Origin of the sequence: Streptomyces tateyamensis (assembly GCF_003205575.1) — a bacterium.
Classification (GTDB): Bacteria; Actinomycetota; Actinomycetes; order Streptomycetales; family Streptomycetaceae; genus Kitasatospora; species Kitasatospora tateyamensis.
In genome coordinates, this window is the sequence record NZ_PYBW01000084.1 from 59,711 (window position 1) to 75,139 (window position 15,429).

The 15,429-nt window shown below is 72.0% G+C and carries 13 protein-coding genes; 2 read left to right on the forward strand and 11 right to left on the reverse strand.

Annotation, left to right across the window (positions count from 1 at the left end; all coding sequences use genetic code 11):
• Positions 1–128: 128 nt before the first annotated feature.
• The 11 genes from mltG to C7C46_RS22880 all read right to left on the reverse strand — a co-directional run bounded on the left by mltG (position 129) and on the right by C7C46_RS22880 (position 12,869).
• Positions 129–1,328: an endolytic transglycosylase MltG gene (gene mltG / locus C7C46_RS22830; protein WP_245984727.1), complete on the reverse strand. Its 1,200-nt coding sequence runs from the start codon at positions 1,326–1,328 to the stop codon at positions 129–131.
• A gap of 97 nt (positions 1,329–1,425) precedes the next feature.
• A complete protein-coding gene (gene ruvX / locus C7C46_RS22835; protein WP_110671772.1) occupies positions 1,426–1,899 on the reverse strand; it encodes a Holliday junction resolvase RuvX in 474 nt (157 codons plus the stop codon).
• A gap of 33 nt (positions 1,900–1,932) precedes the next feature.
• Entirely contained in the window at positions 1,933–4,602 is a 2,670-nt protein-coding gene (gene alaS, locus C7C46_RS22840; protein ID WP_110671773.1) for an alanine--tRNA ligase, read from the reverse strand.
• 15 nt (positions 4,603–4,617) lie between these two features.
• On the reverse strand, positions 4,618–5,034 hold the full coding sequence (locus C7C46_RS22845) for a DUF6167 family protein (RefSeq protein ID WP_146259177.1): 417 nt from the start codon (positions 5,032–5,034) through the stop codon (positions 4,618–4,620).
• A 6-nt stretch (positions 5,035–5,040) separates the two neighbouring features.
• Positions 5,041–5,517, reverse strand: a complete 477-nt coding sequence (locus tag C7C46_RS22850) for a DUF948 domain-containing protein (protein WP_110671775.1) — start codon at positions 5,515–5,517, stop codon at positions 5,041–5,043.
• A 227-nt stretch (positions 5,518–5,744) separates the two neighbouring features.
• Positions 5,745–6,359 carry a 30S ribosomal protein S4 gene (rpsD, locus tag C7C46_RS22855; RefSeq protein WP_110671776.1) on the reverse strand — a complete coding sequence of 205 codons (615 nt, stop codon included), beginning with the start codon at positions 6,357–6,359 and terminating at the stop codon, positions 5,745–5,747.
• A 314-nt stretch (positions 6,360–6,673) separates the two neighbouring features.
• A complete protein-coding gene (locus C7C46_RS22860; protein WP_110671777.1) occupies positions 6,674–8,023 on the reverse strand; it encodes a replication-associated recombination protein A in 1,350 nt (449 codons plus the stop codon).
• A gap of 53 nt (positions 8,024–8,076) precedes the next feature.
• The gene (gene ppk2 / locus C7C46_RS22865) at positions 8,077–8,907 is read right to left on the reverse strand and encodes a polyphosphate kinase 2 (protein ID WP_245984732.1); all 831 of its coding nucleotides are present in this window, start codon (positions 8,905–8,907) and stop codon (positions 8,077–8,079) included.
• Between the two features lie 190 nt (positions 8,908–9,097).
• Positions 9,098–10,891, reverse strand: coding sequence for an aspartate--tRNA ligase (gene aspS / locus C7C46_RS22870; RefSeq protein WP_110671779.1), 1,794 nt, complete (start codon positions 10,889–10,891; stop codon positions 9,098–9,100).
• Complete coding sequence (hisS, locus tag C7C46_RS22875; RefSeq protein WP_110671780.1) at positions 10,888–12,150, reverse strand: histidine--tRNA ligase; 1,263 nt, start codon at positions 12,148–12,150, stop codon at positions 10,888–10,890. Before hisS ends, aspS begins: the two co-directional genes overlap by 4 nt.
• An 11-nt stretch (positions 12,151–12,161) precedes the next feature.
• Positions 12,162–12,869, reverse strand: coding sequence for an MBL fold metallo-hydrolase (locus C7C46_RS22880; RefSeq protein WP_110671781.1), 708 nt, complete (start codon positions 12,867–12,869; stop codon positions 12,162–12,164).
• A gap of 266 nt (positions 12,870–13,135) precedes the next feature.
• Here C7C46_RS22880 and C7C46_RS22885 point away from each other — a divergent pair, with 266 nt between their 5' ends.
• Positions 13,136–13,948 carry a peptidylprolyl isomerase gene (locus C7C46_RS22885; RefSeq protein WP_110671782.1) on the forward strand — a complete coding sequence of 271 codons (813 nt, stop codon included), beginning with the start codon at positions 13,136–13,138 and terminating at the stop codon, positions 13,946–13,948.
• 229 nt (positions 13,949–14,177) lie between these two features.
• Positions 14,178–15,407 (forward strand): DUF349 domain-containing protein, encoded by a 1,230-nt coding sequence (locus C7C46_RS22890; RefSeq protein ID WP_110671783.1) that lies wholly within the window; start codon positions 14,178–14,180, stop codon positions 15,405–15,407.
• Positions 15,408–15,429 lie beyond the last annotated feature (22 nt).

Sequence of the window (15,429 nt, forward strand, 5' to 3'; positions counted from 1 at the left end):
GGGACGGCGTCCCGTACGGTGTCCCCCCGTGGCCCGACCACCCAACGGTCGAACCGGCGTGCTAGCGCACCGCCTGGGGGGAGACGTTACCGTACCGCAGGGTACGCGCCGAGTCGCCATCTCGGCGCTCAGCGGCTGCTCGCGCTCGGCGAGCCGCCCGCCACCCCCGGTGCCGGGGAACCGTGTTGGGCCTGGTAGGCGTTGAACTCGTCGACGTTCTTGCGGTGCTGCTCCTCACTGTCCGTGAACCTGGTGTCCCCGGGGCGGACCGTCACGAAGTAGAGCCAGTCCCCCGGTGCGGGGTTGAGCGCCGCGGCCAGCGCGTCGTGCCCGGGGTTGTCGATCGGGGTCGGCGGCAGGCCGGGCGCGCGGTAGGTGTTGTAGGGCGAGTCGAGCTGGGTGTCCGTGACGCTGGTGTGCAGGGTGGTGCGCCCGAGCGCGTAGTTGATGGTGGAGTCCAGTTGCAGCGGCAGCTGCTTGGCCAGCCGGTTGTAGACCACCCGGGCGACCTTGGCCATGTCCTCCGGATTGTCCGACTCGCCCTGCACCAGGCTCGCCACCACCAGCACCTGGTAGGCCGTCAGCCGGCCGCTGCCCTCGTCCAGCCCGGCGGTGGTGAACTCCCCCGCGCCGTGGTGCACCATCTGCTGCAGCAGGCTCAGCGGCGTGGTCTCCCCGGTCACGCTGTAGGTGGCGGGAAAGAGCAGGCCCTCCGGGTTGCCCGCCGCGTAGTCCGGCAGGCCCAGCTCGGTGGCGTGCTGCTCGGCGGCGCGCTGGGTGGTGCCGGCCGGCAGCGCCAGCCGCTGGTCCACCGCGGCGTACACCTGCAGCGCCCGCCAGCCCTCCGGCACGGTGAGCGCGTTGGCGTTGGCCGGGTCGCCGAGCACCGCGAGCGCCGCGCCCGCGGACATCCGCCGGTGCAGCGCGTACGTCCCCGGCTGGATCCGGTCCGCCAGCCCGGCGCCGGCGGCCGCGTCGGTGAACGCCTTGACGCTGGCCACCACCTGGCTGCGCTGCAGGATCTGCCCGATCCGGGTCAGGCTGGCGCCCTGCGGCACCGAGATCTGCAGCGCCGCACCGTCGCCGGTGCCCGGGAAGTCGACGGCCGGCGCCGGGCCGCGGACCCGGAAGGAGTCCACCACCCGCTGCCCGGTCCACAGCGCACCGCCGACCAGCGCGGCCAGCAGCACCGCGGTGACCGAGCAGGCCAGCCCGGTCCGCCGCGGCCGGCGCGGCCCGGGCGCAGCGGGCTCGCGCACCGGGTCGGGCCCGGGCTCCTCGACCGGGGCGCCCAGGTGACCCGGCGTCAGCCCCGGCAACGCGTCCATCCGACGACTCTCCCCGGGCTCGGCCACCGATACGGCAAAGGGCCCGTCCGGACGCGTCCGGACGGGCCCTTTGGGCAGCAACGCTAGGCCGGGCCGATCAGACGACCGGCTCGACACTCTCGCCGGGCGGCCGACCGCTCACCCGTTCGGTCTCCAGCGCGTTCTGCAGGATCACCACGGCGGCGGCCTGGTCGATCGCGGCCCGGCCCTTCTTGGCCTTGACCCCGGAGGCCCGCATCCCGGCGGCGGCGGTGACCGTGGTCATCCGCTCGTCCACCAGCCGCACCGGCACCGGTGCCAGCAGCGCCGCCAGCCGGCCCGCGTAGCCGCGCACCTTGGCGGCGGCCGGGCCCTCCTTGCCGTTCAGCGAGCGGGGCAGGCCGACCACCACCTCGACGGCGTCGTACTCCTCGACGAGCTGCTTCAGCCGCGCCTGGGAGCGGCCCCCCGCGGGGACCGTCTCCACCGGCGTGGCGATCAGCCCGTCGGGGTCGCAGGAGGCGACCCCGATCCGGGCGTCACCGACGTCGACGGCGAGCCGCCGGCCCCGGCGCCAGACACGTTCCTCCATCAAGCACGGCCTTCCATCAAGCACGGCCTTCCATCAGGCGGCGCGCTCCGCGACCAGGGCGCGGACCGCCTCGACGGCCTCGCCGACGGCGGCCGGGTTGGTGCCACCGCCCTGCGCCACGTCGTCCTTGCCGCCACCGCCGCCGCCGAGCGTCTTGGCCGCGGTGCGGACCAGCTCGCCGGCCTTGACGCCGCGCGCGCGGGCCTCCTCGTTGGTGGCGATCACGGTCAGCGGGCGGTCGCCCGCCACCGTGAACGCGGCGACCACGGCCGGGCGGGAGCCGAGCCGGGCACGCACGTCGAGCACCAGCTTGCGCAGCTCGTCCGCACCGACCCCGTCGGCCACCCGGGCGGCGACCACGGCCACCCCGCGCACGTCCTCGGCCGAGTCGGCCAGGCCCGCGGCGGCGGCCAGCACCTTCTCGGCGCGGAACTTCTCGATCTCCTTCTCGGCGTCCTTGAGCTTGGCGAGCATCCCGGAAATCTTCTCCGGCAGCTCCTCCGGACGGCCCTTGACCAGGTCGGTCAGCTGGGACACCACGGTGTGCTCGCGGGCCAGGAACTTGTAGGCGTCCACGCCGACCAGGGCCTCGACCCGGCGCACGCCGGAGCCGATCGAGGACTCGCCGAGCAGCTTCACCAGGCCCAGCTGGGCGGTGTTGCCGACGTGGGTGCCACCGCACAGCTCCTTGGAGAAGTCGCCGATGGTGACCACGCGCACCGAGTCGCCGTACTTCTCGCCGAACATCGCGATCGCGCCCTGCTTGCGGGCCTGGTCCATGGTCATGACCTCGGCGGTCACGTCCAGCTCGCGGCTGAGCACCTCGTTGATCTTCTGCTCGACGTCGGTCAGCACGCTGCCGGGGACGGCGGCGGGCGAGCCGAAGTCGAAGCGGAACCGGCCCGGGGCGTTCTCCGACCCGGCCTGGGCGGCGGTGGGGCCGAGCGCGTCGCGCAGCGCCTGGTGGGTCAGGTGGGTGGCCGAGTGGGCGCGGGAGACCGCGCGGCGGCGGTCGATGTCGATGGTGGCGTAGGCGGCGGCGCCGAGCAGCACCTCGCCGAAGAGCACGCCGCCGGAGTGCACGGTGACGCCCGGCACCGGCTGCTGCACGTCGCGGATCTCCACCACGGCGCCGGAGTCCAGCCGGATCCGGCCGTGGTCGGCCAGCTGGCCGCCGCCCTCGGCGTAGAACGGGGTGCGGTCCAGGACGATCTCCACCTCGTCGCCCTCGCCGGCGACGGGGGCCGGCACGCCGTCCACCAGCAGGCCGACCACGGTGGCCTCGCCCTCGGTGTTCAGGTAGCCGGTGAAGACCGAGGCGCCCGCCTTGTCGGCCACCTCGCGGTAGGCCGCGACGTCGGCGTGGCCCATCTTCTTGGCCTTGGCGTCCGCCTTGGCCCGGTCCCGCTGCTCCTGCATCAGGCGGCGGAAACCGGCCTCGTCCACCTGCAGGCCCTGCTCCTCGGCCATCTCCAGGGTGAGGTCGATCGGGAAGCCGTAGGTGTCGTGCAGCTTGAAGGCCTGCTCGCCGGAGAGCACGGCGCCGCCGGACTGCTTGGTCTCGGTGACGGCGGTGTCCAGCAGGTTGGTGCCCGAGCGCAGGGTCTGCAGGAAGGCGGTCTCCTCGGCCACGGCGACCGTCTCGATCCGCTTGCGGTCGGTCTCCAGCTCCGGGTACTGCGGGCCCATCGCCTTGATCGTGACGTCGGTGAGCTCCCTGGCCACCGGCTCGGTCGCGCCCAGCAGGCGCATGTTGCGGATCGCGCGGCGCAGGATCCGGCGCAGCACGTAGCCGCGGCCCTCGTTGCCGGGGGTGACGCCGTCGCCGATCAGCATGATCGCGGTGCGGAAGTGGTCGGTGACCACGCGCAGCGAGACGTCCGACTTGTGGTCGGCGCCGTAGCGGTGGCCGGTCAGCTCGGCGGCCCGGTCCAGGATCATCCGGCTGGTGTCGATCTCGAAGAGGTTGTCGACGTCCTGCAGGATCGCGGCCAGCCGCTCCAGGCCGAGGCCGGTGTCGATGTTCTTGCTCGGCAGGTCGCCGAGGATCTCGAAGCCGTCCTTGCCGTCACCGTGGCCGCGCTCGTACTGCATGAAGACCAGGTTCCAGATCTCCAGGTAGCGCTCGCCGTTGACCGCGGGGCCGCCCTCCTCGCCGTAGGCGGGGCCGCGGTCGTAGTTGATCTCCGAGCACGGGCCGCACGGGCCGGGCACGCCCATCGACCAGAAGTTGTCCTTCATGCCCAGGCGCTGGATCCGCTCGGCGGGCACGCCGATGACCTCGCGCCAGATCTGCTCGGCCTCGTCGTCGTCCTGGTAGACGGTGATCCAGAGCTTCTCCTTCTCCAGGCCGTAGCCGCCGTCCGCGACGGAGGAGGTCAGCAGCTCCCACGCGAACTTGATGGCCCCTTCCTTGAAGTAGTCGCCGAAGGAGAAGTTGCCGCACATCTGGAAGAAGGAGCCGTGCCGGGTGGTCTTGCCGACCTCCTCGATGTCCAGCGTGCGCACGCACTTCTGGACGCTGGTGGCCCGCGAGAACTGGGGCTTGACCTCACCCAGGAAGTAGGGCTTGAACGGCACCATGCCGGCGTTGACCAGCAGCAGGGTGGGGTCGTCGGCGACCAGGGACGCCGAGGGAACGACGGTGTGGCCGCGCTCCTCGAAGAAGCGCAGCCAGCGGCGGCGAATCTCTGCCGACTCCATGAGTGGTCCTTCCGGTTAAGAGTGCTTGCCCCGGCGCTGTTCCAGCTGACGGGGCGTTGACGCAGTGGTCTGGGGCGTGCTGGGGGGTGTGGCGGTGCTGCGGCGCGAGGGGGGCAGGGCGACAGCGGGGGATCCCGGTGCCGCCGAGATAGCTCGGTAGCCGCCGTCGCGCGCGACCTGACGGCGGCGCGGCTCCACCACGGCCGACCCGTCCAGGCCCAGGTCACCGCGGAGCTGCTCCTCGCGCTCCGCCATGCCGGCCTTCACCTCCTGGGCGAACCGGCGGGCGGCGTCGCCCACCTGCAGCGCGCCGCGGGCCGCGGTGCCGGACAGGCTGTCCGGGGTGAGCCGGCGGGTGGCCTCGTTGGCCTTGTTCATGGCCCAGACGGCGGCGCCGGCGCCGACCGTCATCCAGAAGATGCGTCGAACCACGGTGCATCAGCCCTTCACGGCTCGCCGGATGCGGGACAGCAGACCGAACTTCGGCGCGGTGGCCGCCCGCACCTCGGCCCGGATCAGCCGGGCCAACTCGTCGCGCTCGCCGGGCTGCTGGGGAACCGTCAGGGCGGACTGCCGCCGGCTGACGGCCTTGCGCACGCCGTAGCTGAAGGCTGCGACCTTGACCAGCGGCCCGCCCAGGGTGGCGGCCACGGTCGAGGAGAGCGCGTTGGCGTTGGCGGCGGCGTCCTGCACGTTGGCGGTGATGTCGTCCACCCGCTCCAGCTGCTGCTGGGCGGCGTGCACCGCGTCGGCGGCGTCGTGCAGCAGCGGAACGGCCTGCTCGGTCACGGCCGAGACCAGCACCGTGGCCTCCCGCAGCACCTTGGAGAGCCGCACCAGGACGACGGCGAGCAGGGTGACCAGCACGGCCCAGCCCACGGCCACCAGAAGACCGGCCAGCTCTGAGACGGACACCGCACACTCCCTTCGCTCCCTCAGACGGAACCCTATCGCGCCGCGCCCCCTGCGCCCGACCCGTATCGCGGCTGGCGGGGCGCGCTGCCCCGGGCAACCTACCGACCAGTCACTTCGCCGACCCGGCCGGGGTGCTGCGCGCGGGGCCCGGTGCCGCCGGGAAAAGACCGGACCCCCGCAGCCCGGAGGCTGCGGGGGTCCGTGGCGCGCGCGGCGCTACTCGCGGATCAACGCGAGTAGTACTCGACGACCAGCTGCTCGTCGCAGATCACGGGGACCTCACGACGCTGCGGCATGCGGTCCAGGCGGAAGGCCAGCGCCTTGAGGTTGACCTCGAGGTACTTCGGGGTCTGGCCCTCACCCGCGTAGCCACCCTCACGGGCGACCTGGAACGGGACCTTCTCCTTGGACTTGTCCTTGACCGTGACGACGAAGCCCGGCTTCATCTGGAACGACGGCTTGTTGACCTTGCCGCCGTTGACCTGGATGTGGCCGTGCACGACCATCTGGCGGGCCTGGTAGATGGTCCGGGCGATGCCCGAACGCAGCACCATGGCGTCGAGACGGGTCTCGAGCTCGGCAACCAGGACCTCACCGGTCTTGCCCTCGGCCTTGCGGGCACGGTCGAAGGCGCGAGCCATCTGCTTCTCGCTCAGGTCGTACTGGGCGCGCAGACGCTGCTTCTCGAGCAGACGGACCTTGTAGTCCGAGTTCTGCTTGCGGCCACGGCCGTGCTGGCCGGGCGGGTACGGGCGGGCCTCGAAGTACTTGACGGACTTCGGGGTCAGCGGAACGCCCAGGGCACGAGCAATCTTGACCTTGGGACGCTTCTGGTTCGCCATGGAACCATTACCTCTTTCAGTTGCGAATACGGCTGTCACCAGGTGTTGACGGAGGTCGCCTGTCGCGACCCGGAGAAAACCGCACCCGCGGACGGGGGCGATCAGCCGCTCTCCGGAGCCGGGCACAATGTGCTGGTACGCGGACCACGCGGTGATCCGTGACACCGATGACCGGTGCGCGACGCTCCTGGTGGTACCGCGAGCGGTACCACGGGCCATCGCCCCGCTGGTGGCGGCCGGTCAGCGCTGGAGTCTGCTGCCGAACCCGGGACGTGGCACTCCGAGCGAGTATACCGGCTGCTCGCCCGGGTTCTTCACTGGCCCTTGAGCCGCGCCCTGGTCCACTCCACGGTGTCGGCGTAGCGGGCCTCGCCGCCGTTGCGGGTGGGCTGGTAGTAGGCCTTGCCGTGCACCTCGTCCGGCGCGTACTGCTGGGCGGCGATCGAACCGGGCAGGTCGTGCGGGTACTGGTAGCCCTGGCCGTGGCCGAGCTTGCCGGCCCCGCCGTAGTGCGCGTCCCGCAGGTGCGGCGGCACCGCCCCCGCCAGGCCCTGCCGGACGTCGGCCAGCGCGGCGTCGATCGCCAGGTAGGCCGCGTTGGACTTGGGGGCCAGGGCGAGGGCGATGGCGGCCTGGCTCAGGATGATCCGGGCCTCCGGGAAGCCGATCAGCGCCACCGCCTGGGCCGCGGCCACCGCGGTGGACAGCGCGGTCGGATCGGCCAGGCCGATGTCCTCGCTGGCCGAGATCATCAGCCGGCGGGCGATGAACCGCGGGTCCTCCCCCGCCTCGATCATCCGGGCCAGGTAGTGCAGGGTCGCGTCCACGTCGCTGCCGCGGATCGACTTGATGAGCGCGCTGGCCACGTCGTAGTGCTGGTCGCCGTCCTTGTCGTAGCGCACGGCGGCCTGGTTCACGGCCGTCTCGGTGACCGCCAGGGTGATCTCGGCCAGGCCCTGCTCCAGCGCGGCGCCGGCCGCGGCCTCCAGGGTGGTCAGGGCCCGCCGGGCGTCGCCGCCGGCCAGCCGGACCAGGTGGTCCTCGGCCTCCTGACCAAGCGTCACCTCGCCGTTCAGGCCGCGCTCGTCGACCACCGCGCGGCGCAGCAGGGCCCGGACGTCCTCGTCGGTCAGCGACTGCAGGGTGAGCAGCAGCGAGCGGGAGAGCAGCGGGGAGATCACCGAGAAGTACGGGTTCTCGGTGGTGGCGGCGATCAGGGTGACCCAGCGGTTCTCCACCGCGGGCAGCAGCGAGTCCTGCTGGGCCTTGGAGAAGCGGTGGATCTCGTCCAGGAAGAGCACCGTCTCCCGACCGCTCATGCCGATCGCCCGGCGCGCGCCCTCGATCACCGCGCGCACCTCCTTGACGCCGGCGGTGATCGCGGACAGCTCGACGAACCGGCCCTGCACGGCCTGGCTGATCACGTGCGCCAGGGTGGTCTTGCCGGTCCCGGGCGGGCCCCACAGGATCACCGAGCTGGTCGCGGCCGGCCCCTTGGACCCGGCCACCAGGCGGCGCAGCGGCGAGCCGTCCTTCAGCAGCTGCCGCTGGCCGGCCACCTCGTCCAGGGTGCGCGGGCGCATCCGCACGGCGAGCGGGGCCCGGCCCGGTTCGGCGGCCTGGTGCTGCTCGGCGGCGGCGGTGAAGAGGTCCGGTTCGTCCACCCCGCCACCCTAATGCGCGGCGCCGACAGCCACGGGGGACGAGTGCCCGGTCGCTACCGGGACAGCCGGCCCGCGTGGTCGGGCACGTACTTCTGCAGGTCGCGCGGCGGGCGCTGGTAGCCCTTGGACGGCGGGCGGGCCGGCAGGGCCACCGGCGGCTTGGTCACGTCGCGGTAGGGGAGGGTGGAGAGCAGGTGGGCGATCATGTTGACCCGGGCCCGGCGCTTGTCGTCGCTCTCCACCACGTTCCACGGCGACTCGGGCATGTCGGTGTACACGAACATCTCGTCCTTGGCCCGGGAGTAGTCCTCCCAGCGGCTGATCGACTCGGTGTCCATCGGGGAGAGCTTCCAGCGCTTCATCGGGTCGCCGAGCCGGGCCCGGAACCGGCGCTCCTGCTCCACGTCGCTGACCGAGAACCAGTACTTGCGCAGCTCGATCCCGGCCTCGATGAGCATCCGCTCGAAGGTCGGGCACTGGTGCAGGAACTGCCAGTACTCCTCCTCGGTGCAGAAGCCCATCACCCGCTCCACCCCGGCCCGGTTGTACCAGCTGCGGTCGAACAGCACGATCTCCCCCGCGGCCGGCAACTGCTCCACGTACCGCTGGAAGTACCACTGCCCGCGCTGGCGCTCGGTGGGCGCGGGCAGCGCCACGATTCGGGCCAGCCGCGGGTTGAGGAACTCGGTGACCCGCTTGATCGCCCCGCCCTTGCCCGCCGCGTCCCGCCCCTCGAACACCACCACCAGCCGCACGCCCTCGGCCCGCACCCACTCCTGCAGCTTCACCAGCTCGTTCTGCAGCCGGAGGAGCTCGGTTTCGTACGTCTTCTTGTCGAGTCGGCGGTGGTCGGCCACGGGGTGCGCCTCCGGAGGGACGGACACTGATGATCCCTCAGGTTAGGCCGGATCACCGGAGTCCGCCCGTCACCGGGCGGCTCAGCTCTTCCGAACGGGGCCGCGGCGGGTACCGGCTCAGGCCGTGCGGTGGCCCGGCAGTAGGGCAGACGAGTGACGGTGCCGTCCTGTCACGGTCGGACAGGACGGCACCGTCAGCAGTCGGCGCGGACCGGGGTCAGCCCTCGGTGGCCGCCTTGGCCTCGGCCTTCACCACCTCGCTCTTCGGCGTGGCGTCCACGCCGGCCTCCTTGCGCTGGGCCGCGGTGATCGGCGTCGGGGCGCCGGTCAGCGGGTCACCGCCGGTGGAGGTCTTCGGGAACGCGATCACGTCCCGGATGGTGTCGTAGCCGCCGAGCAGCGTGACGATCCGGTCCAGGCCGAAGGCCACCCCGCCGTGCGGCGGCGGGCCGTAGTTGAAGGCGTCCAGCAGGAAGCCGAACTGCGAGGCCGCCTCCTCCTCGGACAGGCCGATCGCGTCGAAGGCCCGCTTCTGCACCTCGCGCTGGTGGATACGGATCGAACCGCCGCCCAGCTCGGAGCCGTTGAGCACCAGGTCGTAGGCGTTGGACAGGGCGCTGCCCGGGTCGGTGTCGAAGCTGGCCAGCGACTCGGCGGTGGGCGCGGTGAACGGGTGGTGCACCGCGTGCCAGCCCTGGAACTCGCCCTTGTCGTCCTCGATCGGCTCGAACATCGGGAAGTCCACGACCCACAGGAAGGCCCACTGCGAGGCGTCGATCAGGTCGCAGCGGCGGCCGATCTCCAGCCGGGCCGCGCCCAGCAGCTCCTGCGAGGCGGTGCGCTTGCCGGCCGCGAAGAAGACCGCGTCGCCGTTCTTGGCGCCGACGGCGGCCGCCAGGCCGGCCAGGTGCTCCGCGGAGAGGTTCTTGGCGACCGGGCCGCGCAGCTCGCCGGTCTCCTCGTCGATCAGCACGTAGGCCAGGCCCCGGGCGCCGCGCGCCTTGGCCCAGTCCTGCCAGGCGTCCAGTTGCTTGCGCGGCTGCGAGGCACCGCCGGGCATCACCACGGCGCCGACGTACGGGGCCTGGAAGACCCGGAACTCGGTGCCCTTGAAGTACTCGGTGAGGTCGGTCAGCTCCTGGCCGAACCGCACGTCCGGCTTGTCCGAGCCGTAGCGGGCCATCGCGTCCGCGTAGGACAGGCGCGGCAGCGGGTTGGGCAGCTCGTAGCCGTGCACCTCGCGCCAGACGGCACCGACGATCTTCTCGCCGAGGGCCAGGATGTCCTCCTGGTCGACGAACGAGGCCTCGATGTCCAGCTGGGTGAACTCCGGCTGCCGGTCGGCGCGGAAGTCCTCGTCGCGGAAGCAGCGGGCGATCTGGTAGTAGCGCTCCATGCCGGCCACCATCAGCAGCTGCTTGAACAGCTGCGGGGACTGCGGCAGGGCGTACCAGTGGCCCGGCTGCAGGCGGACCGGGACCAGGAAGTCGCGGGCGCCCTCGGGGGTGGAGCGGGTCAGGTACGGGGTCTCGATGTCGAGGAAGTCGTTCTCCTCCATCACCCGGCGGATGATGTTGTTGACCTTGGAGCGCAGCCGCAGCGCCTTGGCCGGGCCCTCGCGGCGCAGGTCCAGGTAGCGGTAGCGCAGCCGGACCTCCTCGTTGACCGAGCCGGGCTCGTACTCGGCCACCTGGAACGGCAGCGCGGCGGCCTCGGAGAGCACCTCGATGCTCTCCACCACCACCTCGACCGCGCCGGTCGGGATGTCCGGGTTCTCGTTGCCCTCGGGGCGGACCCGGACCTCGCCGACCACCTTGACGCAGTACTCGGAGCGCAGCCCGTGCACGGAGTCGAGGTCGCGGACCACGACCTGCACGGTGCCGGAGGCGTCGCGCAGGTCGATGAAGGCCACGCCACCGTGGTCGCGGCGGCGGGCGACCCAGCCGGCCAGGGTGACGGTCGCTCCGGCGTGCTCCGCGCGGAGCGTGCCCGCGTCGTGCGTGCGGATCACAGCTGCTTCTCCTTCAGGGTGGTGACGAGTGCGTCGAGGGGGACGGCGGTCTGCTCGCCGGAGGTCAGGTCCTTGAGCTGCACGACGCCGTCGGCGAGGTCGCGGTCGCCCGCGATCAGCGCGAACCGGGCGCCCGAGCGGTCGGCGGACTTCATGGCGTTCTTGATGCCCTTGACGCCGAAGGCCAGGTCGGTGGCCACACCGGCCCGGCGCAGCTCGGTGGCCTTGGCGAAGAGCACGTTCTTGGCCTCCTCGCCGAGCGCCACCGCATACACCGAAGTGGTCGCGGGCAGGTCCAGGGTGACCCCCTCGGCCTCCAGCGCCAGGTAGATCCGGTCCACGCCCAGGCCCCAGCCGACCGAGGGCAGCGACGGACCGCCGAGCATCTCGGCCAGGCCGTCGTAGCGGCCGCCGCCGCCGATCGCGGACTGCGCGCCCAGGCCGTTGTGCACGAACTCGAAGGTGGTGCGGGTGTAGTAGTCCAGGCCGCGGACCAGCTTGGGGTCGTCGACGAAGGCCACCCCGGCGGCGGTCAGCAGTGCGCGGACCTGCTCGTCGTAGGCCTTGCAGTCCTCGCACAGGTAGTCGCGCAGCAGCGGGGCGCCGGCCAGCTGGGCCTGCACGGCCTCGCGCTTGTCGTCCAGGACGCGCAGCGGGTTGATCTCGGCCCGGCGCTGGGTGTCCTCGTCCAGGTCCAGGCCGCGCAGGAAGTCCTGCAGGGCGGCCCGGTAGACCGGGCGGCACTGCTTGTCACCCAGGCTGTTCAGCAGCAGTCGGTAGTCCGTCAGCCCGAGCGCGCGGATCCCGTCGTCGGCCAGGATGATCAGCTCGGCGTCCAGCGCCGGGTCCTCGGCGCCCAGCGCCTCGGCGCCGATCTGGGAGAACTGCCGGTACCGGCCCTTCTGCGGCCGCTCGTAGCGGTAGAAGTTGCCCGAGTACCAGAGCTTGACCGGCAGGTTGCCCTGCTTGTGCAGGTTGGCCTGGAGCACCGCGCGGACCACCGAAGCGGTTCCCTCGGGGCGCAGCGCCAAGTCCTCGCTGCCGCGCTTGGTGAGGGTGAACATCTCCTTGGTGACGATGTCGGTGGACTCGCCGACGCCGCGGGAGAAGAGCTTGGTGTCCTCGAAGACCGGGGTCTCGATGTAGCCGTAGCCGGCCCGGCGCAGTGGGGCGGCCAGCTCCTGACGGACCGCCAGGAAGGCTGCGGAGCTGGGCGGCAGCAGGTCGTAGGTGCCCTTGGGGGCGGTGAAGGTGCTCAACTTCTCTTCCGTCACATTCCTCGTCGCGGGGCCGCGGGGCCCTCTCCCAGCCCCGCAGCCTGCATGAGGAAGGGGTTGGTGGCACGCTCGCGGCCGATGGTGGTCTGGTTGCCGTGGCCGGACAGCACCACGGTGGCGTCGTCGAGGGGCAGGCAGACCCGGGCCAGCGACCGCATGATCGCCTCATGGCTGCCGCCCGGGAAGTCCGTGCGCCCGATGGAGCCGGCGAACAGCAGGTCGCCCGAGAAGAGCACCGGCGGGACCTCTTCGGTGGCGGGCGTCCGGAAGGTCACCGACCCCTTGGTATGGCCGGGCGCATGATCGACGGTCAGCTCCAGACCGGCCAGCCGCAGCACCGCGCCGTCGGTCAGCTCGCGCAGGTCGCTGGGCTCGCCGATGGTCAGCTCGCCGAGCAGCTGCGCGCCGATCGACCGGCCGAGCGCCTTCTCCGGGTCGGTCAGCATGAACCGGTCCTCGGGGTGCAGGTAGGCCGGCACGTCCTGGGCGCCGCAGACCGGGACCACCGAGGCCACGTGGTCGATGTGACCGTGGGTGAGGACCACCGCGACCGGCTTGAGCCGGTGCTCGCGGATCATCTCCTCGACGCCGGCGGTCGCCTGGTGGCCGGGGTCGACGATCACGCACTCCTCGCCGGCGGCCGGCGCGACCAGGTAGCAGTTGGTGCCCCAGGCTCCGGCGGGAAATCCGGCGATGAACACGGCAGTCCTTTGAAGTCTCGGGGCGGAAGAGGTCCTCCCCGCAGCCTACCGGCGGTAAGGCACCGGTTGCGAACCGGATACTGCCGTGCCCGGCCGCGCGCCGCTGGTGAGGGGGCATCCGGTTGGTTCGTGACCGCCTTTTTGCGCCCGCTCACCGTGTTCTTAGGCGTCCGGTCCTTACACTGGGCCGCCGGTGGATGCGATGATCCGCCTCGAGCACCTCCACAACACCGAATGTGCAGCGCGAACGAGGAGAACCAGCCCCAGTGGTCAGCAGCGAACAGCGGCGGCGGCAGCTCGCCCGCGAGAAGTACGAGCGGCAGCAGCAGCACCGCGCCGAAGCAGCCGCCAAGGCCAGGAAGCGCAACGTCGTGATCGGGGCCGTGGTCGCCCTGGTCGTGATCGGTGCCGGCACCGCGACGGCGATGGGCGCCTTCAAGTCCGACGGCAAGAAGACCAGCACCGCGAACGCCGCGCCCACCGCGGCGCCGTCCTCGGCGAAGCCGGTCGACGTCAAGGGCTGCACCGCCCCGCAGCCGGGCGCGCCGAACAAGAAGCAGTGGCAGAACGAGCCGGCCATGTCGATCGACCAGAAGTCGACCTACACCGCCACCCTGGAGACCAGCTGCGGCCAGGTCGTCTTCACCATGGACGCCTCGAAGGCCCCGCACACCGTCAACTCCTTCAACTTCCTGTCGGGTGAGCAGTACTTCGACCACACCAAGTGCCACCGCCTGACCACCCAGGGCATCTACGTCCTGCAGTGCGGCGACCCGACGGCCACCGGTTCCGGCAGCCCGGGCTACAAGTTCCAGGACGAGAACCTGACCGGCGCCACCTACCCGGCCGGCACCGTGGCGATGGCCAACTCCGGTGCGGGGACCAACGGCAGCCAGTTCTTCCTGGTCTACAAGGACACCCAGCTGCCGCCGAACTACACCCCGTTCGGCAAGATCACCGGCGGCCTGGACGTGCTGACCAACATCGCCGGCGGCGGCGAGAACGACGCCAACGGCCCGGGCGACGGTGCGCCCAACGCGAACGTGGTGCTGAACAAGGTCACCACGGTCAAGAGCTGAGCCGCAGCTGCGCGCCCGCCGCGCGAATTGGCCGGGCCCGGATGCGGACAGCACCGGGCCTGGTCGCCTATGTTGCTGTTGTGTAGGGTGCCCTGACCCGCTAGCCGTCACCCTCGGCAGCGAACCGGGTGGGCGGGGACGGCGGGCCATCGGTCCGCCGCACATTCAACTGTGGACGACGTGCGCCGGGCCGTGAGCGGTCGGCGGCACGTCATGTGGAGGAGGCGCTGTGAGCAGCGACCCGTGGGGCCGTGTCGACGAGCAGGGGACCGTCTACGTCAGGACCGCCGATGGCGAACGCGTCGTCGGCTCCTGGCAGGCGGGCTCCCCCGACGAGGCCCTCGCCTACTTCGAGCGCAAGTACCAGGGCCTGGCCGCGGAGATCGCGCTGCTGGAGCACCGGGTACGCAAGACCGACCTGGCCGCCAAGGACGCGCAGACCGCGCTCGACCACCTGCGTGCCCAGGTGGTCGAGGCGCACGCCGTCGGCGACCTGGCCGCGCTCGGCAAGCGCCTGGACGTCCTGGCGGGCGAGATCGAGTCGCGCCAGGCCGAGCGCAAGGCGGCCCGGGCCAAGGCGGCCGACGAGACCCGCAGTGCCAAGGAGGCGTTGGTCGCCGAGGCCGAGCAGCTGGCCCAGTCGACCCAGTGGCGGGAGGCCGGCGACCGGCTGCGCGCCCTGGTCGACACCTGGAAGGGCCTGCCCCGCCTTGACCGCAAGAGCGACGACGAACTGTGGCACCGGTTCTCGCACGCCCGCTCGGTCTTCTCCAAGCACCGCAAGGCGCACTTCGCCCAGCTGGACGCCGAGCGCGACCAGGCGCGGCTGGTCAAGGAGCGCCTGGTGGCCGAGGCCGAGGCGCTGTCCAGCTCCACCGAGTGGGGCGACACCGCGGCCCGCTACCGCGACCTGATGGCGCAGTGGAAGTCCGCCGGGCGCGCCCAGCGGGACGCCGAGGACGAGCTGTGGGCGCGGTTCCGCGGCGCCCAGGACGTGTTCTTCCAGGCCCGTTCCGCCGTGTTCAGCGAGCGCGACGCCGAGCAGACGGAGAACCAGAAGCTCAAGGAGGCGCTGGCCGCCGAGGCCGAGGCGATCCTGCCGATCACCGACCTCAAGGCGGCCAAGGCGGCGCTGCGGGAGGTGAACGAGCGCTGGGAGGCGATCGGGCACGTGCCGCGCGACGCCAAGCCGAAGCTGGACGGTCGGCTGAACGCGGTCGAGCGGGCCGTCCGCGAGGCGGAGGACGCCGAGTGGCAGCGCTCCAACCCGGAGGCCCGGGCTCGGGCGACCGGCATGACCAGCCTGCTCCAGTCGGCCGTGGACAAGCTCCAGGCCGAGCTGGACAAGGCCCGGGCGGCCGGCAACGCGAGCAAGGCCGCCAAGCTGGAGAACGAGCTGGCGGGCCGTCAGGCGCTGCTCGACCAGGCGCTGAAGAGCCTGCAGGAGTTCAGCGGCTGACGCACACCACCGGCACACGCGG